Below are 20,898 nucleotides of genomic sequence, written 5' to 3'. Positions count from 1 at the left end.
CAACCATGCAGATTGCGGCCAACAAGGCGGTTTCCATCGACTATACCCTGACCAACGATGCCGGTGAGGTGATCGACAGCTCCGCTGGTGGCGCGCCGCTGGTGTATCTGCACGGCGCTCGCAACATCATCGCCGGTCTGGAGAAAGCGCTGGAAGGCAAGCAGGTTGGTGACGAGCTGGAAGTGGCCGTGGAGCCGGAAGAAGCCTATGGCGAGTACAGCGCCGAGCTGGTCGCCGTGCTTAACCGCAGCATGTTCGAAGGTGTCGAGGAACTGGAAATCGGCATGCAGTTCCACGCCTCCGGTCCGGATGGCGGCATGCAGATCGTCACCATCCGCGATCTGGAAGGCGACGACGTGACCGTCGACGGCAACCACCCGCTGGCCGGCCAGCGTCTGAACTTCAAGGTCAAGGTTGTTGCCGTACGCGAAGCCAATGCTGAAGAACTCGCCCATGGTCACATCCATGGCGAAGGTGGTCACCACCACTGATGGGGTCGGCCTTGCTAGGCTGATAAGGAAAGGCGCCCACGGGGCGCCTTTTCCGTCCCGGTTGTTTTCACAAGGAGTGACTCATGAGCATGTTTCATGAACTGACCCTGCAAGGCCTGGATGGCCAGGCGCTGCCGCTGGCGCCGCTGGCAGGTCAGGTGGTACTGGTGGTCAACGTGGCCTCCAAGTGTGGTCTGACCCCGCAATACGCCGGGCTGGAGGCGCTCTATCAGCGCTACCGTGCCCGCGGTTTCAGCGTGCTGGGCCTGCCGTGCAATCAGTTTGCCGGGCAGGAGCCGGGCAGCGAGGCGGAGATCGCCCAGTTCTGCAGCCTGAACTACGGCGTGACCTTCCCCATGAGCGCCAAGCTCGAGGTCAATGGTCCGGATCGCCACCAGCTGTACACCCTGCTGGCCGGTGAGGGCGCCGAGTTTCCCGGCGACATCACCTGGAACTTCGAGAAGTTTCTGCTGGGCCCTGATGGTCGCGTGCTGGCGCGCTTCTCGCCGCGCACGGCGCCGGATGATGCAGCGCTGCTGCAAGCCATTGAAGGTGCGCTGGACAAGCTCTGAGCCGTACAGGCTCAGATGCATCGTGCCGCTCGGTACTGGCTCGGTGTTGCGCCGAAGTGCTGACGAAAGCGCGTGCTGAAGTGACTGGCACTGGCAAAGCCGCAGGCCAGGGCAATATCCCCCAGTTCATGCGGGCTGCTGGTCAGCTGTTCGGTCGCCCGCTGCAGGCGGCGCATCAGCACATAGCGGTGCGGCGGCAGGCCGAAGCTCTGCGTGAACATGCGCGCGAAGTGGTAGCTCGATAGCGCGGCCTGCTCGGCCAGCTCAGCCAGCCCCAGTGGCTGCTCGAGATGTGCCTCAATGTATTCCTGCAACCGGCGCCGCGTCTGTGGCGCCAGGCCGCCTTTGAGTTGCAGCCCGTTTCTGCGTCCTACCTGAGTCAGTAGCGCCTGGTCGAGGATGGCCTGGCTTAGGCTGCTACACAGCAGCCGTTCGCCTGGCTCCTGCCAGTCGAGCAGGGCCAGCTGGCGAAAACGGCCGGCCTGCTGCGGGTCTTCGATAAAGGTGCGCTCCTGCAGTTGCAGTTCGCGCGGCTCGCGGTCGAGCAACTGCACGGCACCGAGGGCAAACGGCTGCGGGCTGACATATAGATGGATAAAGCGCAGTTCTCCGTTGACCACCCAGGCCGACTGGTGCTCGGCCGGCAGGATGCACAGGCGCTGCGGCGCGCCTTTGAGTTGTGGCAGGTCGCGGCGAAAGGTGCCGTAGCCGCCTTCCAAGTAGCAACCGAAGGTGTGATGCCCGGGGGTGTTGTACTGGGTAGCGTCATGGGCGTTTCGCCACTGCGCCAGGGCCAGCCCGTCGGCCAGCTGCACGCTGCGCTCCAGTTGCGCACGGGAGCGGTTGAGCGCCTGAAAAACCTGATGTTGCAGCGACTGACTCATGTCGGCACGCCCGATAAATACTGGCTTGCATGCTAACCCCGCGAGCGGTCGGCTCCCAGTCTCTGGCGCGCAAATGCGCAAGATTGTGCAAGTGCCGAGCGGCTGCAGGCGTGACACTGCAAGCCCAAAGGAGGCCTGCATGAACCTGTTTCTCTACCTTTTGACCGTGCTGATCTGGGGCACTACCTGGATCGCCATCACCTGGCAACTGGGGTTGGTGCCGCCGGAGGTGTCGATCGTCTACCGCTTTGCCCTGGCCGCGCTGGTGCTGTTCGCCGGCCTGCTGATCACGGGGCGCCTGCAGCGGCTCGACCGGCGCGCACAGGGGCTGTGTCTGGCTCAGGGGTTATGCCTGTTCTGCGTCAACTTTGTCTGTTTCTACCATGCCAGCCAGTGGGTCCCCAGCGGCCTGATCGCCGTGGTGTTTTCCACCGCTACGTTGTGGAACGCGCTGAATGCCCGGCTGTTTTTCGGTCAGCGGCTGGCGCTCAATGTGCTTGCGGGCGGGGGCTGTGGTCTGCTCGGCCTGGCTTTGCTGTTCTGGCCGGAATTGATCAGCCATGACGCCTCGCCGCAGACCTGGTTGGGCCTGGTGCTGGCTTTGCTCGGTACGCTGAGCTTTTCCGCCGGCAACCTGCTCTCCAGCCTGCAACAGAAGGCTGGCTGGCGGCCGCTGAGCACCAATGCTTACGGCATGCTCTATGGCGCTCTGCTCTTGGCTGGGTATTGCCTGCTGCAGGGCGTGCCCTTTGCCTTCGAGGGCAGCCTGCGTTACGTCGGGGCCTTGTTCTACCTGGCCATTCCCGGCTCGGTGATCGGCTTTACCGCTTACCTGACCCTGGTCGGCCGCCTCGGGCCGGAGAAGGCGGCCTATTGCACGGTGCTGTTCCCGTTGGTGGCGCTGAATATCTCGGCCTGGCTGGAGGGCTATGAGTGGACAGCGCCGGCGCTGGCCGGCCTGGTGCTGGTGATGCTGGGCAACTGGCTGGTGTTCCGTAAACCGCGTACGCCTCCGGTCAAAACTGCTGAGTCAATCTAAGGCAGCCAGTGGCGAATCAGCTTGGGCGTGAAGCACAGCGCCAGCAGGGTCGGATAGCTGAGGGCGTGCAGGACAAACAGCAGCTGGCCCATATGGCCCGGCTCGTCCTTGAGCAGCATCAGACCGAACAGGCCGAGGTAGAGCAGACCCAGGATCAGGCCGTAGAGACCGACCAGGCGCCAGCGCTCGGCGAGCGTCGGCAGGCGTTTTTCCCGGCGGGCAAAGATCAGGCTGACCCCCAGTGCCACCAGTGTGGCCACCAGCAGGGTGGCGCTGACGCCGCCGAGCTTGAATAACGCGCGTACCAGCAGGTTGAGTGCCATCACGGCGACCACGGCGCCGCCGGCGTAATAGCGCAGGGCGAGCGGGGCGCTGCCGCTCATGGAGCCAGCTGCCGGTTGAGGCCGAAGCGTTTCATCAGAACCTTCTCCAGCAACGCCTTGGGCAACAGGGCGGCCAGTAGTGGCATGACCCGGCTGCCATTGCCGATGCGCAGCAGGCGCGTGCGCTTGCCCTGTTGCACGGCGGCCAGCAGCACGGCGGCAAATTCGCTGGCTGGCGTCGGATGATCCTGCGAGGCATTGGCGCGGGCGCGGATGCCCTCGCGCAGCGGCCACCAAGCCGAAGTTTCAGCGATCAGTGTCTCGGCTTCGCGGCTGGCATTGCTGCCGAAGCTGGAGGCGATGGCCCCCGGCTGCACTTCCATGACCTCGATGGCGAAGGGTGCCAGTTCCATGCGCAGGGCGTCGGAGAGGGCATGTACGGCAGCCTTGGACGCGCAGTAGGCACCGGCGAAGGGCGTGACCATGACGCCCGAGACGCTGCCGATATTCACCACCAGACCGCGACTGGTCCGCAGCAGCGGGAAGCAGGCGCGAGTCAGCTCGATAAGGCTGAAGACATTGGTTTCGAACTGCCGACGCAGGGCGTCGGCACCGCCGTCGAGCAGCGGGCCCATGGCGCCGTAGCCAGCGTTGTTGATCAGCACGTCCAGGCGCCCAGCCTCCTGCTGCAGGCGCGCACTGGCGCGTTGCACGGCGGCGGCATCGTTGACGTCCAGCTCAACCGCGACAAAGCCGGCGGCGCTGAGCGTGGCCAGGTCCTCAGCCTTGCGCGCACAGGCCCACACGCTGTAACCGGCGGCCTGAAAGGCATCGGCGAGAGCGCGGCCAATGCCGCTGGAGCATCCGGTAATGAAGGCGACGGGCTGACTCATGTGAACTCCTTGTCTGCTGATGGGCGCTGATCGTAGGGCAGCATCCTAACGGGCCAATCGACTCCTGTACTGGCCGGTAAGGCCAGTAGAAGGCCATTTCAGTCCTGCGGCTGGTCGCGCAGGAACACCAGGCTATCGGGCTTGGACTGCTCGGCGCTGTAGCGATAGCCCTGATAGTCGAAGGCCTTGAGGTCCTCGAGGTTGCTCAGGCGCTCCTTGATCACGTAACGGGCCATCAGGCCACGGGCCTTTTTCGCATAGAAGCTGATGATCTTGTACTGGCCGTTCTTCAGGTCCTTGAACTCGGTGTCGATGATCCTGGCGTTGAGTGCCTTGCGCTTGACCGCCGAGAAGTACTCGTTGGAGGCGAGGTTGAGCAGGATGTTGTCGCCCTGTTCGGCCATGGCTTCGTTAAGCCACTGGCTGATGCGTTCGCCCCAGAATTCGTAGAGGTTCTTGCCGCGGGCGTTGCTCAGTTTGGTGCCCATTTCCAAGCGGTAGGGCTGCATCAGATCCAGTGGTCGCAGCACGCCGTAGAGGCCGGAGAGCATGCGCAGGTGGCGCTGAGCAAAGTCGAAATCCGCCTCGCTGAAATCCTCTGCGTTGAGGCCGGTGTACACATCGCCCTTGAAAGCCAGTAGTGCCTGCTTGGCGTTGTCCGGAGTGAAGTCAGGCGTCCAGCTGCCATAGCGGGCGGCGTTGAGGCCGGCGAGCTTGTCTGACAGGTCCATCAACTCACTGATTTGCGCCGGGCTCAGCTCACGCAGGCGCTCGATCAGTTCGCTGGCCTGTTTCAGGTGAGCCGGCAGGGTAAAGCGCGGCGTTACCGGCGGGGTGTCGTAGTCAAGCGTCTTGGCGGGGGAAATCACCAGCAGCATCAGTCGGTCTCCTCTGGACGAGGGGCGATTGTAGTGGCGGCCGGGGCATGGACTCCACCTATCACGTTGATTGCTGGTCGGGACTTGACCTTGCCCCGGTGGCAAGGCACAAGCTCTGCGCATCCACATACCGAGGAGTTTCCATGAGCGCCTGCAATCATCAGCAATGGCAGTCTTCTCATCACTTCCGCCCGGTGGCCCGCACGGCTGAACGCCAGGCCTGGCTGGTGGTGGCACTGACCGGGCTGACCATGCTGGTCGAGATCCTGGCCGGCTACTGGTTCAACTCCATGGCCCTGCTTGCCGATGGCTGGCACATGGCATCCCATATGGTGGCGATCGGCCTGGCGGCCCTGGCGTATGCCTTCGCCCGCCGCCATGCCAATGACCAACGCTATGCCTTCGGCACCTGGAAGGTCGAGGTGCTCGCCGGTTTTGCCAGCGCGGTGCTGCTGGCCGTGGTGGTGGCACTAATGGCGCTCGAGTCGATTCTGCGTCTGTGGCAGCCGGCCGATATCGGTTTCGATCAGGCGTTGTGGGTGGCGGTTATCGGGCTGCTGGTCAATCTGGCCTCGGCTTTCCTGCTGCATGAGCACCACGATCACAGCCACGACCATGGGCATGGTCATTCGCATGCTTCGTCGCATGCTCATCACGATCACGATCACGATCACGATCACGATCACGACCATGCCGGGATGACCAGTCCGGCCGACGGCGGGCGTGATCTCAACCGCCATGCGGCGTTCATTCATGTACTGGCCGATGCATTGACCTCGGTGGCGGCCATTGTGGCTCTGTTGGGTGGCAAGTACTTCGGCTGGAACTGGCTGGATCCGCTGATGGGGCTGGTGGGGGCGCTGATCATCGGCATCTGGGCGCGTGGCCTGCTGCTGGAAACCGCGCGGGTGCTGCTGGATCGCGAGATGGACGATCCGCTGGTCGAACAGGTGCGCGAGGCGCTGGCCGAAGAGGCGGATGCCGAGCTGGTCGACCTGCATCTGTGGCGGGTAGGGCAGGCGCAGTATGCCTGCATCGTCAGCCTGGTAACCCATGGCGAGGGCAGCGCCGATGGCTATAAGGCCCGTCTGCGTGAGTTCAGTCAGCTGGTGCATGTGACGGTCGAGGTCAACCGCTGCAGGGCGCGCAGCTAGCCGTCAGAGGGCTGCCGGCGGGGCCAGTTTTGCTGGGGAGGACTTCTGACTTTAACGGCGCGGCAGGGGCTCGCCAAGCGCTATCGGTCAGGCGATGAAAAAAAACCGGTGGGCCTGAAAAAGACGTTTTTTCTTCATCATTAATGCGCTATTAACAAAGCTAGACCGCCGAAACCTGCCTCACAGGTGGCGCGTTTTTCTCGCCTTCTGTGTGCATGGCCGGATAGCACATCCGGTGGGTGGCCTCCCCTGGTGGAGCGCCCTTGGGACGTTTCACCATCCAGTCCAATGAGCTGCTGCCGAGTGGCCGTGGTGCCCCGGACAGCGGTCCTGCAGAGGTGATCGCGATATGGTTGACCATGGACGTTCCAATCCCGGCAAGCCGATCCTCTACGTGCTCGACACCAATGTGCTGATTCACGACCCGAATGCCTTGCTGAATTTTCAGGAGCATCACGTGGTCATTCCGATGACCGTGCTGGAGGAGCTGGACAAGCTCAAAACCGGCAAACACAGCGTGGCTGCCGAATGCCGACAGGCCATCCGCCTGATCGATCAGGTCCTTGGCGGCGCCTCACCGGAAGAGGTGGAAAGCGGCGTGCCCATCAGTCGCGGCAAGAATGCGCCGAAGGGCAGTCTGTCGATCCTGATGAACAAGCGTGCCGAGCCGATCACCTGGCTGCCGGAAGACCTCAACGACAACAAGATCATCAACCAGCTGGTGGACCTGCGCAGCCGCCACCCCGGCACCGATGTGGTGCTGGTGACCAAGGACATCAACATGCGTCTGAAGGCCCGCGCCTGCGGGATCTTCGCCGAGGACTACCACACCGACCAGTTGGTGGACGACGTGGCCCTGCTGTCGCGCGGCTACCACACGCTCACCGGCTCGTTCTGGGACCGTGTGAGCAAGGTCGAGACCCGTCAGGGCCATGGCCGCACCTGGCACATGGTGCCGCGCAGCAGCGAGCTGCCGGCGGTACATGTCAACGAGTTCATCATCGACGAGCAGGGCTTTGTGGGTTGGGTCAAGGAGGTGAACGAGCGCGAGATGACCCTGCTCGACATGCACCAGGAACCGCTGCTGCATCAGGAGGCCTGGGGGCTGAAGCCGCGCGACATCTACCAGTCGCTGGCGCTCTATGCGCTGCTTGATCCGGACATCCACCTGGTCAACCTGTCCGGAGCCGCCGGTTCGGGCAAGACCATCCTGGCGCTGGCCGCCGCTATCGAGCAGACCATGGTCAGCAAGCGCTACCGGCGCATCATCGCCACCCGCAGCGTGCAGGGTCTGGACGAGGACATCGGCTTTTTGCCAGGCACCGAGGCGGAGAAGATGGAGCCCTGGCTCGGCGCCATCACCGACAACCTAGAGGCGCTGCATTCGGACGACGAGTCGACCCATGGCAGTGTCGACTACATCCTGCAGAAGGTGCCGCTGCAGTTTAAGTCGCTCAACTACATCCGCGGGCGCAGCTTCCAGCAGAGCCTGATCCTGATCGACGAGTGCCAGAATCTCACCCCGCACCAGATGAAAACCATCATTACCCGTGCCGGCAGCGGCTCCAAGGTGGTCTGCCTGGGCAACTTGGCGCAGATCGATACTCCCTACCTGTCCGCCACCAGCTCGGGTCTGACCTACCTGACCGAACGCTTCAAGGACTTCCCCCACGGCGTGCATATCACCTTGCAGGGTGTGCCGCGCTCGGTGCTGGCCGAGTACGCCGAAGCGCATATGTAAGCCCCGGCGCCGGGCGGGAAACCGCCCGGCCGCCTTCCCCCTGATGACCGATCATTCAGCCCTTTCGGCCAGGGCGCGGCGGGGTACAATCGGGTCATAGCCACTCTTTTGGATATTCCCAGTGCTGACCCATCTCGACGCCCAGGGCCGGGCCAATATGGTCGATGTGACCGAAAAGGCCGTGACCGCCCGCGAAGCCACCGCCGAGGCCTGCGTGCGCATGCTGCCGGCGACCCTGCAGCTGATTCAGGACGGCGGTCATCCCAAGGGGGATGTGTTTGCCGTGGCGCGCATTGCCGGTATCCAGGCGGCGAAGAAGACCCATGAGCTGATTCCGCTGTGCCATCCGCTGCTGCTGACCAGCGTCAAGGTCGAACTGCAGGCGGAGGGCGGCGATACGGTGCGCATTCGTGCCACTTGCCGGCTGGCCGGACAGACCGGCGTCGAGATGGAGGCGCTGACCGCCGCCAGCGTTGCCGCGCTGACCATCTACGACATGTGCAAGGCGGTTGATCGCGGCATGACCATCGAGGGCGTGCGCCTGCTGGAGAAGCAGGGCGGTAAGAGCGGCCACTACCGGCTGGAGGAGCAGGCATGATCCATGTGCAGTACTTCGCCCGCTACCGCGAGACGCTCGGTATCGGCGGCGAGCAACTGGCCTGGCAGGCGGGGCTGGCAAACCTCGACTCCCTGCGCGAACACCTGCTGGCGCGCGGCGGCGTCTGGGCGGTGCTGGCTGAGCAGAATTTGATGTGCGCGCGTAATCAGGAACTCTGTGGGCTGGACACCGAGCTGGCTGATGGCGATGAGGTGGCCTTTTTCCCCACCGTCACCGGCGGCTGAAAATCATCTTGAAAGCTACTGCGCGTGTGTGATCTCGAGTTGGGCGGTGCTCGGACAGTTGGATTTTCGACTGAACGCACGCTAGTGCGGCTCGTCAGAGCGAGTGAAACGAGTCATCCACATGTACTAGCTGTACATTCCGCTTCCTGTGCTCCGTCCGCCCCGAGCTGACACCTGCTGGCTACGCTTTGAGGACAATTTTGATGAGCATTCGAATTCAGGTCGAGGCCTTCGACGCCGGTGCTGAGCTTAATGCCCTGCACGCGGCCAATCTCGGTATTGGCGCGGTGGTCAGCTTTGTTGGTTACGTGCGTGACTTCAACGACGGCCAGGCGGTGGCCGGCATGCTGCTTGAGCACTATCCCGGCATGACCGAGAAGGCACTGGCGAAGATCGAGGTTGAGGCCCGCGAGCGCTGGCCGTTGCTGACGGTGGAGATCATCCATCGGGTCGGGGTGCTGGAGCCGGGCGAGCCCATTGTCTTCGTCGGCACCAGCAGCGCCCATCGTCAGGCGGCGTTCGACGCCTGCGCCTTCATCATGGATTACCTCAAGACCCGTGCGCCCTTCTGGAAGAAGGAACGTACGCCAGAGGGCGAGCGCTGGGTCGAGGGGCGCTGCAGCGACCAGCAGGCCGCGCAGCGCTGGGACAAGTTCTGAGGCGCCGCCCGGTCAGATCACTCCGCCGTTCCTGAGCGCGGCGATCTGCTCGGCCGAATAGCCCAGCTGGCCCAGCACCTTGTCGTTGTGCTCGCCCAGCGCCGGGCCTGTCCATTCCACGCCGCCCGGCGTTTCCGACAGCTTGGGGACTATGCCCGGCATCTTGAACGGTTTGCCGTCCGGCAGTTTGGCGGCGAGGAACATCTCGCGGGCGATGAATTGCGGGTCGGCGAACATGTCTTCGGCCGAGTAGATGCGACTTGCCGGCACCTCGGCCCGCAGCAGCGTGGCCTCGACCTCGGCCAGCGGCAGGCTGCCGGCCCAGCGGTCGATAATGCCGTACAGCTCGTCGCGACGGGCATCGCGGCCGGCGTTGTCGGCAAGGTCCGGTGCATCGGCCAGGTCGTCCCGGCCAATCGCGCGCATGAAGCGCTGGAAGATGGCATCGCCATTGGCGCCGATCTGGATGTGCTTGCCGTCGGCGCAGGTGTGGATGGAGGAGGGCGTGATGCCGGGCATGATGTTGCCGGTTCTTTCCCGGATGAATCCGAACACGTCGAATTCCGGCACCATGGACTCCATCATGGCGAAGATCGCCTCGTACAACGCCACGTCCACCACCTGGCCCTGGCCGCCGTTGACCTCGCGATGCCGCAGCGCCATCAACGCACCGATCACGCCCCACAGCGCGGCGATGGAGTCACCGATGCTGATGCCGGTGCGCACCGGCGGGCGATCCTCGAAACCGGTGATGTAGCGCAGGCCGCCCATGGATTCGCCGACGGCGCCAAAGCCCGGCTGGTCTTTCAGCGGGCCGCTCTGGCCGAAGCCGGACAGGCGCACCATCACCAGCTTCGGGTTCAGTGCGTGCAGGACATCCCAGCCGAGGCCGAGCTTTTCCAGCACGCCGGGGCGGAAGTTCTCGATCAGGATGTCCGCCTCGGCCAGCAGCTTCTTCAGTACCTCGCGGCCATCCTCGTGCTTGAGGTTGAGGGTGATCGACTGCTTGTTGCGCGCCTGCACGAACCACCACAGCGAGGTGCCCTCGTACAGCTTGCGCCACTTGCGCAGCGGGTCGCCGCCATCGGGCGACTCCACCTTGATCACCTCGGCGCCGAACTCGGCGCAGATGCGCGAGGCGAACGGGCCGGCGATCAGGGTGCCGAGTTCGACCACTTTCAGGCCGGCGAGGGGTTTGCTGGGCAGGGACATACGGGCTTCCATCAGGCTGGCAATGGCCGCGACTCTAACCCGCAGGCGGCCTATCGGGTAGACTGGCGGCCTTTTTCGCCAGCCAAGAAGTCTGCCCATGGCCCTGCAAGCCACGCCTTATAAAGTCGAACTGAACCTCACTGACATCGATCGCAGCATCTACGAGAACCTGCGTTTCACCGTGGCCAAGCATCCGTCGGAAACCGAGGAGCGCCTGGCCGTGCGCCTGATCGCTTACGCCCTGTTCTATCACGAGCAACTGGCGTTCGGTCGCGGCCTGTCGGATGTCGACGAGCCGGCGCTGTGGGAAAAAAGCCTGGATGACCGCGTGCTGCACTGGATCGAAGTCGGTCAGCCGGATGCCGAGCGCATCACCTGGTGCTCGCGGCGTACCGAGAAGTTCAGCCTGGTGGCCTACGGCAACCTGCGGGTGTGGCAGACCAAGGTGCTCGACACCGTACGCAGTCTGAAAAACATCAATGTGGTCGGTATCGAGCAGGAAGCCCTGGCTGATCTGGCCCGCGATCTGCCGCGCTCGATCAGCTGGAGCGTGATGATCAGTGATGGTGAGCTGTTCGTGACCGACGAGCGTGGTCAGCACGAGATTCGTCTGGAGTGGCTGGCCGGCGCGCGCTGAGCCTTGTCGTTCCTTCGTGGCAGCCAGGCTTATAGCTGCCGCCTGATTTGCCTCGCCAGCTCAAGACCCGGATTGCCATGCGTATCGAACACCGCCCCTTGCCCGCCACTTTGCCCCAGCTGGGCGACCTGCCGCCACTGCTGACCCGCCTGTATGCCGCCCGTGGGGTGCAATCGGTGGAGGAGCTGGACAAGGGCCTGGCCCGGCTGATTCCGTACCGCCAGCTCAAGGGCATCGAGGCTGCGGTGGCGCTGCTGGTCGAGGCGCTGGAGCAGCGTCAGCGCATTCTCTTTGTCGGTGACTTCGACGCCGATGGCGCCACCGCCAGTTCGGTCGGGGTGCTGGGGCTGCGCATGCTGGGCGCGGCCCATGTGGATTATCTGGTGCCCAACCGCTTCGAGTATGGCTACGGCCTGACCCCGGAGATCGTCGCCGTGGCGCTGCAGCGCCAGCCGGATCTGCTGGTCACCGTGGATAACGGCATTTCCAGTGTCGAGGGTGTGGCGGCAGCCAAGGCGGCCGGGCTCAAGGTGCTGGTCACCGACCACCACCTGCCGGGCCCCGAGTTGCCGGCGGCCGATGCCATCGTCAATCCGAACCAGCCTGGCTGCGATTTTCCCAGCAAGTCGCTGGCCGGGGTCGGGGTGATCTTCTACGTGCTGCTGGCACTGCGCGCGCGGCTGCGTGAACTGGACTGGTTTGCGCGTACCGGGCTGGCCGAGCCCAATCTCGCCGAGCTGCTGGATCTGGTGGCGCTGGGCAGCGTGGCCGACGTGGTGCCGCTGGATGCCAACAACCGTATTCTGGTGCATCAGGGTCTGGCGCGTATTCGCAAGGGATTTGCCCGACCGGGGCTGAAGGCCATCCTGGAGGTCGCCGGCAAGCAGGCGGCACGGATTTCCTCGACTGATCTCGGTTTTATTCTCGGCCCGCGGCTGAACGCGGCGGGCCGCCTGGATGACATGAGCCTGGGTATCGAGTGCCTGCTCACCGACGATGCGGCGCTGGCCGCCGACATGGCCCAGCAGCTGGATGCACTGAATCAGGACCGCAAGGCCATTGAGCAGGGCATGCAGCGCGAAGCTTTGGCTCAGCTCAAGGACCTGCCGCTGGACAGCCTGCCGTTCGGCCTGTGCCTGTTCGAGCCGGACTGGCACCAGGGGGTGATCGGCATCCTCGCCTCGCGGCTCAAGGAGCGCTATCACCGCCCGACCATCGCCTTCGCCGATGCGGGGGATGGGCTGCTCAAGGGCTCGGCTCGCTCGATTGCCGGTTTCCATATCCGCGATGCGCTGGACGCAGTGGCGGCCCGTCATCCGGGCCTGATCAGCAAGTTCGGCGGGCATGCCATGGCGGCGGGGCTGTCGTTGCCGCAGGAGCACTTCGGCGCCTTTGCCGCAGCCTTCGATGCCGAGGTGCGCCGCCAGTTGCAGGAAGAGGATCTGGCCGGGCGGCTGCTGTCTGATGGTCAGCTCTCGGTCGAGGAGTTCAATCTGGAGCTGGCCCGCGCCCTGCGCCACGCCGGGCCCTGGGGGCAGCACTTCCCCGAGCCGCTGTTCCACGGTGCTTTCCAGATCGTTCAGCAGCGCCTGGTCGGCGACAAGCACCTCAAACTGACGCTCAAGACCGAATGCGGCAGTCAGACGCTGGATGGCATTGCGTTCAATATCGACCGCGAGCAATGGCCCAATCCGATGGTGCGCTGGGTCGAGCTGGCCTACAAACTCGATCTCAACGAGTTTCGCGGACAGGAAAGTGTGCAGTTGCTGATTGCCCATATTGCGCCACGCTGAATGCGTCTTTTGCGGATTACGGTTTTTTGACGGGTTGCTCAGGGGTAGGATTAATCCCTGCGGGCCGCGTATTTCAAGGTGTTTCGGTTGAATTTGTAAAGCGCGATGTCTATTCTCGCGCTGCGTCGAGGCGCGGGTGGTAGGGAGTGCCAATAAAGCGACGCCTGCAGGCCGGCAAGCCTGCTAGCGATATCCGAACTCAGTGCAAAGGAATGATTCATGAAAAAGACCATGCAACTTCTGGCCGCCGGCATTGCCTTGGCTGCTTCCGTGGGGGCCAATGCTGCGGTTCTCGACTTTGAGGGCGGCGGACTTGGTGGGGGGTTCTCCTGGAACAATTTCTACACACTCAATAGCACAGGGTCTGTTTATGACCAGTCGGGCTATGAGAATGGAACCGTCAGCGGTTCTTATGTGGCTTATAACGCTAATGGTACTTCTGCTTCCTTGGCGTCCTTCAGCAGCTTCGTGTTCAATGGCGCCTATTTCACTGGTGCCTGGAACAACGGCCTGAGCATCACTGTCAATGGTTTCCTGGGCGGTGTGCAGACCCTGAGCGAGACCTTCCTGGTCAGTACCAATGCTCCGCTGTGGAGATCTTTCGGCTGGACCGTTGATAGCCTGACCTTCTCTACCGCAGGCGGGACTCCGGCTCCTGGCCTGAATGGGGCTGGCACACACTTCGCCATGGATAACTTCACCTACAACGAAGTGCTGAGCCCGGTTCCGGAGCCGGAGACTTACGCCATGCTGGCGGTCGGTCTGGGTCTGCTGGGTGCCTTTGCGCGTCGTCGCAAGCAAAACGCAGCCTGATCTTTTCCGGTTGACTGAAAAGCCCCGCAATTGCGGGGCTTTTCTTTGCGGCAGGTTCTCGCTCAGCCAGCGGGGGAGTGGGCGATTTCGCGCAGAGAGCCATCGCTCAGAGCGCGCTCGCGGACTTCGCTCCAGAAGGCAATCTGGCTGCTATCACTTTTGGCTTTGCGCTGGGGCGAACTGGCCAGGTAGATGCCCTGATCATTGAAGGCATAGACCGGTAGCAGGTCGCGGCGGGCCGAGGCCGGTTCGATGCTGTCCTGCAGGCTGTCCAGCAGTTGCGGCTGACTGGCGCCCGGGGCGTAGTAGGCCAGCACCATGTGCGCCTGGTTGTGCTTGAGGTCTTTCACGTAAGTCAGGCGCAGGCGTTCGCTGGGGATGCCCATCTGGGTCAGGCCAAAGAACTTGGCGATGGCGTAGTCTTCGCAGTCACCCTGGCCGCGACTCAGTGCCTCGCTTGGCGTAGCCCAGTAATCCTTGCTCTGCCACACCTGCTGGTCGCTGGCATAGCTCAGTGCGCGGTTGATGAAGCGATTGACCTGTTGCAGCTTCTGCGACTCATCCAGCTGCCTGCCGTGCTCGATCAGGTTATGCCAGCTGTCCAGGCGACCCGCAGCGATCGATTGTTCCAGATCGGTCTGACCATAGTCGGCATGCGCCAGTTCGCTGCCATTGGGTAGCGCGCAGGCAATAGCAACTGCCAGGGGCAGCCAGTGGCGGAGACGCTGAGCGGTTTTGGATGTGTGATGCGGTGCGGTCAAGACTGCGGCCCTGTTATCGTTTTGTCGGGACTCGACCCAGGCGCGTTGGCCTGCATGTCAAATTTTTAGCAGTTTGTTCCTTGGCGCCAGTGCTGTTTGCAAGAAGTGTGCGCGACTCGCCAAAAAGGCATGGGCTGTTTGAGGCTGAGGTTGAGAATCATGCGACCTTGCGACGCAAGGCGCCGTCTGGGCATGTGCTGCGGCTGCCAGGGGCGGTCAACTTCGGTATACTCGCGGGCTTTTCACAAAGTTTTGCCTGAGAGCGCTGCCCGCCATGGAAATCAATCCGATCCTCAACAGCATCAAGGACCTGTCCGAGCGCACCCAGACCATTCGGGGGTATCTTTGACTACGATCACAAGCATGATCGTCTGGTCGAAGTAAACCGAGAGCTGGAAGACGCCAGCGTCTGGAACAAGCCCGAATACGCGCAGAGCCTGGGTCGCGAGCGCGCGATGCTGGCGCTGATCGTCGAAACCATCGACGACCTTACCGGCAGCCTGGCCGACTCCCGTGACCTGCTGGAAATGGCTGCCGAAGAAAACGACGAGGGCGCGGTCAACGACATCGTCGCCGAAGTCGAGCGTCTGCGCGGAATTCTCGAGAAGCTGGAGTTCCGCCGCATGTTCAGCGGCGAGATGGATCAGAACAACTGCTACCTGGACATCCAGGCCGGCTCCGGCGGCACCGAGGCTCAGGACTGGGCCAACATCCTGCTGCGCATGTACCTGCGCTGGGCCGACAAGCGCGGCTTCGACGCCGAGATCGTCGAACTGTCCGAGGGCGAAGTGGCCGGCATCAAGAGCGCCACCGTGCATGTGCGCGGCGAATACGCCTTTGGCTGGTTGCGCACCGAGATCGGCGTGCACCGCCTGGTGCGCAAGAGCCCGTTCGATTCCGGTAACCGTCGCCACACCTCGTTCTCCGCGGTGTTCGCCTCGCCGGAAATCGATGACAACATCGATATCGAGATCAACCCGGCCGATCTGCGCATCGATACCTACCGTTCCTCCGGTGCCGGTGGTCAGCACGTCAACACCACCGACTCGGCCGTGCGGATCACCCACGTGCCGACCAATACCGTAGTGAGCTGCCAGAACCAGCGTTCCCAGCACGCCAACAAGGACACCGCCATGAAAATGCTGCGGGCCAAGTTGTACGAGCTGGAGATGATGAAGCGCAACGCGGCGGCCCAGGCGCTTGAGGAAACCAAGTCGGATATCGGCTGGGGGCACCAGATCCGTTCCTACGTGCTCGATGACTCGCGCATCAAGGATCTGCGTACTGGCGTCGAGCGTAGTGATTGCCAGAAGGTGCTCGATGGTGACCTTGATGGCTACCTCGAGGCCAGCCTGAAACAGGGCCTGTGATACGCACACACTGTGGCGGGCACTGACCCGCTGCCGCTAGTAACTTTTCTGATTTTGACGCCAGGCAGATAGACCACCATGAGCGAACAACCGCTGAACGAGCACGCGATCCACGAGGAAGAGAACAAGCTGATTGCCCAGCGCAAGGAAAAGCTTGCTGCCGTGCGTGAGCAGGGCAATGCCTTCCCCAATGACTTCCGTCGTGACAACTACTGCGCCGACCTGCAGAAGACCTATGCCGACAAGACCAAGGAAGAGCTGGAAGCTGCAGCCATTCCGGTCAAGGTTGCCGGTCGTCTGATGCTCAACCGCGGCGCGTTCATGGTCCTGCAGGACATGACCGGTCGCATTCAGGTCTACGTCAACCGCAAGACGCTGCCGGCCGAGACGCTGGAAGCGGTGAAAACCTGGGACCTGGGCGACATTCTCGCGGCCGAGGGTACCCTGGCCCGTTCCGGCAAGGGCGATCTGTACGTGGAAATGACCAACGTGCGCCTGCTGACCAAGTCGCTGCGCCCGCTGCCGGACAAGTTCCACGGCCTGACCGATACCGAGCAGCGCTACCGTCAGCGCTATGTCGACCTGATCATGAACGAGGAGGTTCGCGAGACCTTCCGCGTGCGTTCCCAGGTGATCGCCCATATTCGCCAGTTCCTCCGCGAGCGCGATTTCCTCGAAGTGGAAACGCCGATGCTGCAGACCATTCCCGGTGGCGCCGCGGCCAAACCGTTCGAGACTCACCACAATGCGCTGGACATGCCGATGTTCCTGCGTATCGCCCCTGAGCTGTACCTCAAGCGTCTGGTGGTCGGTGGTTTCGAGCGCGTCTTCGAGATCAACCGCAACTTCCGCAACGAGGGCGTGTCGACCCGGCACAACCCCGAGTTCACCATGCTCGAGTTCTACCAGGCGTATGCCGACTACGAAGACAACATGGACCTGACCGAGGAGCTGTTCCGCGAACTGGCTCAGACCGTGCTGGGCACCACCGATGTGCCCTATGGCGACAAGGTATTCCACTTCGGCGAGCCTTTTGCGCGCCTGTCGGTGTTCGACTCGATCCTCAAGTACAACCCGGACATCACCGCCGAAGACCTCAACGATGTCGAGAAGGCCCGTGCCATCGCCAAGAAGGCTGGGGCCAAGCTGCTCGGCCATGAAGGCCTGGGCAAGCTGCAGGTGATGATTTTCGAGGAGCTGGTCGAGCACAAGCTGGAGCAGCCGCACTTCATCACCGAGTATCCCTTTGAGGTGTCGCCTCTGGCGCGTCGCAACGACAAGAACCCGAACGTCACCGACCGCTTCGAGCTGTTCATTGGCGGCCGTGAAATCGCCAACGCCTACTCCGAGCTGAACGATGCCGAAGACCAGGCCGAGCGCTTCCACGCCCAGGTGGCGGACAAGGATGCCGGCGACGACGAAGCCATGCACTTCGATGCTGACTTCGTCCGTGCCCTGGAATACGGCATGCCGCCGACTGCTGGCGAGGGCATTGGTATCGACCGTCTGGTCATGCTGCTGACCAATTCGCCGTCGATCCGCGACGTGATCCTGTTCCCGCACATGCGTCCGGAAGTCTGATTCGGCTGGTGCAGAAGCCGCCTTCGGGCGGCTTTTTCTTGCCGCAAATGTCTGCTTACACAGCTGCGTTGTTACTGTTTGCTAGGGTTGAGGTACAAGCTGAGCTCTTAGCACTGACGTACAAATGAGGTTCTCGTGTCCCCCAAGTCCATGAATCAGCCAGAGACGGCGGCCCAGGTGGCCAGTGCGGTCGCCGAAAGTGTCCAGTACCAGGGGCGCAAGGCCAGCCGGCAGGGTAGCGAACTGCGCCGCCAGAGCATCCTCGAAGCCGCCTTGCGCCTGATTGTGCGTGATGGCGTGCGTGCCGTGCGGCACCGTGCTGTGGCCGCCGAGGCTGAGGTGCCGCTGTCGGCAACCACTTATTACTTCAAGGACATCAATGACCTGATCACCGACGCCTTCGCGCTCTTCGTAGAGCGCAGCGCCGAGGGGCAGGCCGAGTTCTGGGGCAGCATGGAGGAAGAGCTGCAGCGTATGGCCGAGCGCCTCAAACGTGACGTCCAGGAGCGCCAGGCGGTGACCGACGAGATGGTCGAACTGGCCATTCTCTATGTACAGCGGCAGTTGCAGGACAACCGCGAGCAGTTGCTGGCCGAGCAGGCCTTCCGCCAGGAGGCCTTGCTCAATCCGGGCTTGCGCGAACTGGCGGTGGCGCACCGGCAGATTCTTTCCCAGGGTGCCGCGCACTTCTTCTCGGTGCTCGGGTCGGTGGAGCCGGAGGGCGATGCCAGACTGTTGACGGCGCTGATTCTGCAGATGGAATATCAGGGCCTGCTGGACGGCGTGGAACAGCTGGATGTGGCTGCCATGCGTGTGCAGTTGCGTCGTTATCTGTACCTGGTCATGGGGCTTTGACGGCGGCCTGACATTGTTCTGTTACATGTCCAGGCTAGGTTGTGCGGTTTTCTGCTGCCGGGTGCACAGGTGCCTGGCGGTTTTCATCACAAGGAGAGCGTAATGAAAGCCTGGCGTGTACTGGTCGCCTTGTCCTTCCTGTTGCTGAGCGGTTGCCTGGTCAGCTTCAAGGACCCGATTCCGGCCAACGAGCCCGCCCCCATGCCGTTGCTGGGCGAGTGGACGCGCACCGACGAGTGGGGCGAACAATTGTTTCTCGACATCACCCGGGCCGGCACCAACCAGTACAAGGCGCTGGCGTATGTGGGCAGCCCGGAAAACCTCAAGAGCCATGAAGAGTATGGCTTTACCGTCGCCCATCACGGGCGCCGCTGGTATCTCTCGGCCGGCCTGCCCAAGGTGCTGGGCGGCAACTTTGCCATCGCTGGTTTCGAGCTGACCAAGGACGGCGAGCTGGTGCTGTACAACCTCGATGTCGACCGCATCCTGCAGGAGCTGGAAGCCGGTGGCCTGCAGGGCGAGGTGGTGGACACTCCGCACGGTGACGGCGCGCTGATCAACAGTTCGCTGGAACAGGTGCTGGCGTATCTGGACGATCCGGCAAATTCCGATGTGTTTGTCGAAGTAGCGCGCTACCAGCGCGCTGTCGAGTGAGACGACGATGACCCGACGCAAGGCCAGCGAGGACTACCACCAGGTCATTCGAGCGCTGTCTGATCGTATCGTCGCGGCGCAGACGCCGATCCGCGTACTGGATGCGATCAAGTGGGACGACGGCGTGCGCCAGGCCTTCATCCAGGGCAAGGGCCGGCAGATGCCGGCGGTGGATCGCGCCTATTACGAAGGCCGGCCACTGGCCTTCGATTCGGCGGCCAAGAAGCTGGAGTTCCAGAATATCGAGCGGGATATCACCCGCCAGCTCGGCCAGTTCAACCCGGTCGGCCAGATCATGCGGCGCATGTGCAAGGAATACCGCATGGTGATCCGCATGCTCGAAGCGCGCGGCACCGAGGATTTCGGCCTGATTTCCCAGGAGCTTTACGGCGCGGCCTCGGATGCCTTCCATGCCGGCGATCCGACCCTGGCCGATCTGGGGCTGATGCTCTCGGACTATCTGAACAATATCGCCAACCGTGGCGACCTCAAGGACGAAGCCAAGACCCTCACCGCCCCGCAGGCCGTGGAAATGCTGCAGGCACGGCTGGCCGGGGTGTTCGGTGACGAGACCATCCGCGTGTTCGAGTCCGACGGCATCGTCGCCGATGCGGCGGCAGGGGCCGACTACATCAAGATCCGTAGTGACGCGCTGTTCAACGAGCGCGATGTGCGCGCACTGGAGGTGCATGAAGGCCTGGTGCATGTCGGCACCACCCTCAATGGCCTGAGCCAGCCCATCTGCACCTTCCTGGCCAAGGGCCCGCCTTCGTCGACGGTGACTCAGGAGGGCCTGGCAATCCTGATGGAGGTGATTGCCTTTGCCTCCTACCCGACTCGCCTGCGCAAGCTGACCAATCGTACTCGTGCGATTCACATGGCCGAGGAGGGCGCCGATTTCCTCCAGGTCTACGAGTTCTACCGCGAGCAGGGCTTCACCCTGGAAGACAGCTACAGCAATGCCAGTCGTGCCTTCCGTGGATCGCTGCCAAACGGGCTGCCATTCACCAAGGACCTGTCCTACCTCAAGGGTTTCATCCTGATCTACAACTACATCCAGCTGGCGGTGCGCAAGGGCAAGCTGGAGCAGATTCCCCTGCTGTTCTGCGGCAAGACCACCCTGGAAGACATGCGCACCCTGCGCCAGCTGGTCGACGAGGGGCTGGTGGCGCCGCCCAAGTACCTGCCGCCGCAGTTCCGCGATCTCAACGCTCTGTCGGCCTGGATGTGCTTCTCCAACTTCCTCAACCACCTCAGCCTGGATCGCATCGAAGCGGACTACGCCAATATCCTCTGAGGTACTCGCTCTTCAAGGAGTTGATATGCAGCGCGGCCGTTGTCTGTGTGGTGGCGTCACCTTCAATGTGAGTGGCGAGTTGCCGCCGATCCAGGTCTGTCATTGCGGCCAATGCCGGCAGGCTCAGGGTGGCCCGTTTGCCACCAATATTCCGGTCAGTGAAGCGCAGGTGCAGTGGTTGTCAGGACAGGAGCTGTTCCAGGCCTATGAGTCTTCGCCGGGCAAGCTGCGGGTGTTCTGTCGGGTTTGTGGCTCACCGCTGTTCAGTCGCAAGGACAATTTGCCGGGAGTCTTGCGTCTGCGGGCCGGCTCCTTGCTGGGTGACTTGCCGACGCAGATCGGTGCGCACATCTACTGTGAGTCCCGAGCCAACTGGTGGCAGGAGGATGACGGCGTGCCGCACTATGCCGCCAGCATGCCGTAACACTAGCCGACTGTTAAAAACCAC

The 20,898-nt window shown here is 62.9% G+C and carries 23 protein-coding genes and 1 other RNA gene; 18 read left to right on the top strand and 6 right to left on the bottom strand.

What is annotated here, in order from left to right; genetic code table 11:
- Positions 1–5 precede the first annotated feature (5 nt).
- Both HNP49_RS08185 and HNP49_RS08180 read left to right on the top strand, forming a co-directional pair.
- Positions 6–491 (top strand): peptidylprolyl isomerase, encoded by a 486-nt coding sequence (locus tag HNP49_RS08185; protein WP_184682227.1) that lies wholly within the window; start codon positions 6–8, stop codon positions 489–491.
- A gap of 83 nt (positions 492–574) precedes the next feature.
- The gene (locus HNP49_RS08180) at positions 575–1,063 is read left to right on the top strand and encodes a glutathione peroxidase (RefSeq protein ID WP_184682225.1); all 489 of its coding nucleotides are present in this window, start codon (positions 575–577) and stop codon (positions 1,061–1,063) included.
- An 11-nt stretch (positions 1,064–1,074) separates the two neighbouring features.
- Here the strand turns inward: HNP49_RS08180 and HNP49_RS08175 are convergent, their stop codons facing one another.
- The gene (locus tag HNP49_RS08175) at positions 1,075–1,947 is read right to left on the bottom strand and encodes a helix-turn-helix domain-containing protein (RefSeq protein ID WP_184682224.1); all 873 of its coding nucleotides are present in this window, start codon (positions 1,945–1,947) and stop codon (positions 1,075–1,077) included.
- 139 nt (positions 1,948–2,086) lie between these two features.
- Here HNP49_RS08175 and HNP49_RS08170 point away from each other — a divergent pair, with 139 nt between their 5' ends.
- Positions 2,087–2,986 (top strand): DMT family transporter, encoded by a 900-nt coding sequence (locus HNP49_RS08170; protein ID WP_184682222.1) that lies wholly within the window; start codon positions 2,087–2,089, stop codon positions 2,984–2,986.
- Here the strand turns inward: HNP49_RS08170 and HNP49_RS08165 are convergent.
- The 3 genes from HNP49_RS08165 to yaaA all read right to left on the bottom strand — a co-directional run bounded on the left by HNP49_RS08165 (position 2,983) and on the right by yaaA (position 5,080).
- Entirely contained in the window at positions 2,983–3,369 is a 387-nt protein-coding gene (locus HNP49_RS08165) for an ABZJ_00895 family protein (RefSeq protein WP_184682220.1), read from the bottom strand. The two genes, HNP49_RS08170 and HNP49_RS08165, sit on opposite strands and share 4 nt — an antisense overlap.
- Complete coding sequence (locus tag HNP49_RS08160) at positions 3,366–4,202, bottom strand: SDR family oxidoreductase (protein WP_184682218.1); 837 nt, start codon at positions 4,200–4,202, stop codon at positions 3,366–3,368. The genes HNP49_RS08165 and HNP49_RS08160 overlap by 4 nt, the downstream gene beginning before the upstream one ends.
- A 98-nt stretch (positions 4,203–4,300) precedes the next feature.
- Complete coding sequence (gene yaaA, locus HNP49_RS08155; protein ID WP_184682216.1) at positions 4,301–5,080, bottom strand: peroxide stress protein YaaA; 780 nt, start codon at positions 5,078–5,080, stop codon at positions 4,301–4,303.
- A 143-nt stretch (positions 5,081–5,223) separates the two neighbouring features.
- Between yaaA and dmeF the strand changes: the two genes are divergently transcribed.
- The 6 genes from dmeF to moaE all read left to right on the top strand — a co-directional run bounded on the left by dmeF (position 5,224) and on the right by moaE (position 9,477).
- Complete coding sequence (dmeF, locus tag HNP49_RS08150; RefSeq protein WP_184682214.1) at positions 5,224–6,234, top strand: CDF family Co(II)/Ni(II) efflux transporter DmeF; 1,011 nt, start codon at positions 5,224–5,226, stop codon at positions 6,232–6,234.
- A 349-nt stretch (positions 6,235–6,583) separates the two neighbouring features.
- Entirely contained in the window at positions 6,584–7,975 is a 1,392-nt protein-coding gene (locus tag HNP49_RS08145; RefSeq protein ID WP_184682206.1) for a PhoH family protein, read from the top strand.
- A 121-nt stretch (positions 7,976–8,096) separates the two neighbouring features.
- On the top strand, positions 8,097–8,573 hold the full coding sequence (gene moaC / locus HNP49_RS08140) for a cyclic pyranopterin monophosphate synthase MoaC (protein ID WP_184682204.1): 477 nt from the start codon (positions 8,097–8,099) through the stop codon (positions 8,571–8,573).
- Complete coding sequence (locus HNP49_RS08135; protein ID WP_184682202.1) at positions 8,570–8,818, top strand: MoaD/ThiS family protein; 249 nt, start codon at positions 8,570–8,572, stop codon at positions 8,816–8,818. Before moaC ends, HNP49_RS08135 begins: the two co-directional genes overlap by 4 nt.
- Positions 8,819–8,939: 121 nt before the next feature.
- Positions 8,940–9,015, top strand: a non-coding RNA gene (locus tag HNP49_RS08130) — sX9 sRNA.
- 6 nt (positions 9,016–9,021) lie between these two features.
- On the top strand, positions 9,022–9,477 hold the full coding sequence (gene moaE, locus HNP49_RS08125) for a molybdopterin synthase catalytic subunit MoaE (RefSeq protein ID WP_184682200.1): 456 nt from the start codon (positions 9,022–9,024) through the stop codon (positions 9,475–9,477).
- A gap of 12 nt (positions 9,478–9,489) precedes the next feature.
- Here the strand turns inward: moaE and HNP49_RS08120 are convergent, their stop codons facing one another.
- Entirely contained in the window at positions 9,490–10,701 is a 1,212-nt protein-coding gene (locus tag HNP49_RS08120) for a CaiB/BaiF CoA transferase family protein (RefSeq protein WP_409372528.1), read from the bottom strand.
- 85 nt (positions 10,702–10,786) lie between these two features.
- Here HNP49_RS08120 and HNP49_RS08115 point away from each other — a divergent pair, with 85 nt between their 5' ends.
- The 3 genes from HNP49_RS08115 (at position 10,787) to HNP49_RS08105 (ending at position 13,932) form a co-directional block, all read left to right on the top strand.
- Positions 10,787–11,326 carry a YaeQ family protein gene (locus HNP49_RS08115; protein ID WP_184682196.1) on the top strand — a complete coding sequence of 180 codons (540 nt, stop codon included), beginning with the start codon at positions 10,787–10,789 and terminating at the stop codon, positions 11,324–11,326.
- Positions 11,327–11,403: 77 nt separating this feature from the next.
- Positions 11,404–13,119 (top strand): single-stranded-DNA-specific exonuclease RecJ, encoded by a 1,716-nt coding sequence (recJ, locus tag HNP49_RS08110; protein WP_184682194.1) that lies wholly within the window; start codon positions 11,404–11,406, stop codon positions 13,117–13,119.
- Between the two features lie 219 nt (positions 13,120–13,338).
- Positions 13,339–13,932 carry a PEP-CTERM sorting domain-containing protein gene (locus tag HNP49_RS08105; protein WP_184682192.1) on the top strand — a complete coding sequence of 198 codons (594 nt, stop codon included), beginning with the start codon at positions 13,339–13,341 and terminating at the stop codon, positions 13,930–13,932.
- 62 nt (positions 13,933–13,994) lie between these two features.
- On the opposite strand, the gene HNP49_RS08100 is transcribed toward HNP49_RS08105, so the two are convergent.
- Entirely contained in the window at positions 13,995–14,693 is a 699-nt protein-coding gene (locus HNP49_RS08100; RefSeq protein WP_184682190.1) for a transglutaminase-like cysteine peptidase, read from the bottom strand.
- Positions 14,694–14,967: 274 nt separating this feature from the next.
- On the opposite strand from HNP49_RS08100, the gene prfB reads away from it, so the two are divergent.
- The 6 genes from prfB (at position 14,968) to HNP49_RS08070 (ending at position 20,874) form a co-directional block, all read left to right on the top strand.
- Positions 14,968–16,063, top strand: a protein-coding gene (gene prfB / locus HNP49_RS08095; RefSeq protein ID WP_184682189.1) for a peptide chain release factor 2 whose coding sequence is annotated in 2 segments (ribosomal slippage) — positions 14,968–15,039 and positions 15,041–16,063 — 1,095 coding nt in all. Because the reading frame shifts where the segments join, the coding sequence is not laid out codon by codon here.
- A gap of 78 nt (positions 16,064–16,141) precedes the next feature.
- Complete coding sequence (gene lysS, locus HNP49_RS08090; RefSeq protein WP_184682188.1) at positions 16,142–17,644, top strand: lysine--tRNA ligase; 1,503 nt, start codon at positions 16,142–16,144, stop codon at positions 17,642–17,644.
- Between the two features lie 150 nt (positions 17,645–17,794).
- A complete protein-coding gene (locus tag HNP49_RS08085) occupies positions 17,795–18,499 on the top strand; it encodes a TetR/AcrR family transcriptional regulator (RefSeq protein ID WP_184682531.1) in 705 nt (234 codons plus the stop codon).
- A 102-nt stretch (positions 18,500–18,601) separates the two neighbouring features.
- Complete coding sequence (locus tag HNP49_RS08080; protein ID WP_184682187.1) at positions 18,602–19,153, top strand: hypothetical protein; 552 nt, start codon at positions 18,602–18,604, stop codon at positions 19,151–19,153.
- A gap of 7 nt (positions 19,154–19,160) precedes the next feature.
- Positions 19,161–20,450 (top strand): flavohemoglobin expression-modulating QEGLA motif protein, encoded by a 1,290-nt coding sequence (locus HNP49_RS08075; protein ID WP_184682186.1) that lies wholly within the window; start codon positions 19,161–19,163, stop codon positions 20,448–20,450.
- Positions 20,451–20,475: 25 nt separating this feature from the next.
- Entirely contained in the window at positions 20,476–20,874 is a 399-nt protein-coding gene (locus HNP49_RS08070) for a GFA family protein (RefSeq protein WP_184682185.1), read from the top strand.
- The last annotated feature ends 24 nt before the right edge of the window (positions 20,875–20,898 follow it).

It is taken from the genome of Pseudomonas fluvialis (genome assembly GCF_014207935.1).
Taxonomy (GTDB): domain Bacteria; phylum Pseudomonadota; class Gammaproteobacteria; order Pseudomonadales; family Pseudomonadaceae; genus Aquipseudomonas; species Aquipseudomonas fluvialis_A.
The sequence above is the reverse complement of the archived record's forward strand: the minus strand, read 5'-3'. Positions and strand labels throughout refer to the sequence as shown.

Bases quoted from the DNA above. Each gene is read 5' to 3' on its own strand.
- HNP49_RS08070 (WP_184682185.1), top strand. From the start codon at position 20,476: ATGCAGCGCGGCCGTTGTCTGTGTGGTGGCGTCACCTTCAATGTGAGT.
- HNP49_RS08075 (WP_184682186.1), top strand. From the start codon at position 19,161: ATGACCCGACGCAAGGCCAGCGAGGACTACCACCAGGTCATTCGAGCG.
- HNP49_RS08185 (WP_184682227.1), top strand. From the start codon at position 6: ATGCAGATTGCGGCCAACAAGGCGGTTTCCATCGACTATACCCTGACC.
- recJ (WP_184682194.1), top strand. From the start codon at position 11,404: ATGCGTATCGAACACCGCCCCTTGCCCGCCACTTTGCCCCAGCTGGGC.
- dmeF (WP_184682214.1), top strand. From the start codon at position 5,224: ATGAGCGCCTGCAATCATCAGCAATGGCAGTCTTCTCATCACTTCCGC.
- HNP49_RS08160 (WP_184682218.1), bottom strand. From the start codon at position 4,202: ATGAGTCAGCCCGTCGCCTTCATTACCGGATGCTCCAGCGGCATTGGC.
- yaaA (WP_184682216.1), bottom strand. From the start codon at position 5,080: ATGCTGCTGGTGATTTCCCCCGCCAAGACGCTTGACTACGACACCCCG.
- HNP49_RS08165 (WP_184682220.1), bottom strand. From the start codon at position 3,369: ATGAGCGGCAGCGCCCCGCTCGCCCTGCGCTATTACGCCGGCGGCGCC.
- HNP49_RS08145 (WP_184682206.1), top strand. From the start codon at position 6,584: ATGGTTGACCATGGACGTTCCAATCCCGGCAAGCCGATCCTCTACGTG.
- HNP49_RS08120 (WP_409372528.1), bottom strand. From the start codon at position 10,701: ATGGAAGCCCGTATGTCCCTGCCCAGCAAACCCCTCGCCGGCCTGAAA.
- HNP49_RS08180 (WP_184682225.1), top strand. From the start codon at position 575: ATGAGCATGTTTCATGAACTGACCCTGCAAGGCCTGGATGGCCAGGCG.
- HNP49_RS08115 (WP_184682196.1), top strand. From the start codon at position 10,787: ATGGCCCTGCAAGCCACGCCTTATAAAGTCGAACTGAACCTCACTGAC.
- HNP49_RS08170 (WP_184682222.1), top strand. From the start codon at position 2,087: ATGAACCTGTTTCTCTACCTTTTGACCGTGCTGATCTGGGGCACTACC.
- HNP49_RS08080 (WP_184682187.1), top strand. From the start codon at position 18,602: ATGAAAGCCTGGCGTGTACTGGTCGCCTTGTCCTTCCTGTTGCTGAGC.
- HNP49_RS08135 (WP_184682202.1), top strand. From the start codon at position 8,570: ATGATCCATGTGCAGTACTTCGCCCGCTACCGCGAGACGCTCGGTATC.
- lysS (WP_184682188.1), top strand. From the start codon at position 16,142: ATGAGCGAACAACCGCTGAACGAGCACGCGATCCACGAGGAAGAGAAC.
- HNP49_RS08105 (WP_184682192.1), top strand. From the start codon at position 13,339: ATGAAAAAGACCATGCAACTTCTGGCCGCCGGCATTGCCTTGGCTGCT.
- HNP49_RS08175 (WP_184682224.1), bottom strand. From the start codon at position 1,947: ATGAGTCAGTCGCTGCAACATCAGGTTTTTCAGGCGCTCAACCGCTCC.
- HNP49_RS08085 (WP_184682531.1), top strand. From the start codon at position 17,795: ATGAATCAGCCAGAGACGGCGGCCCAGGTGGCCAGTGCGGTCGCCGAA.
- moaE (WP_184682200.1), top strand. From the start codon at position 9,022: ATGAGCATTCGAATTCAGGTCGAGGCCTTCGACGCCGGTGCTGAGCTT.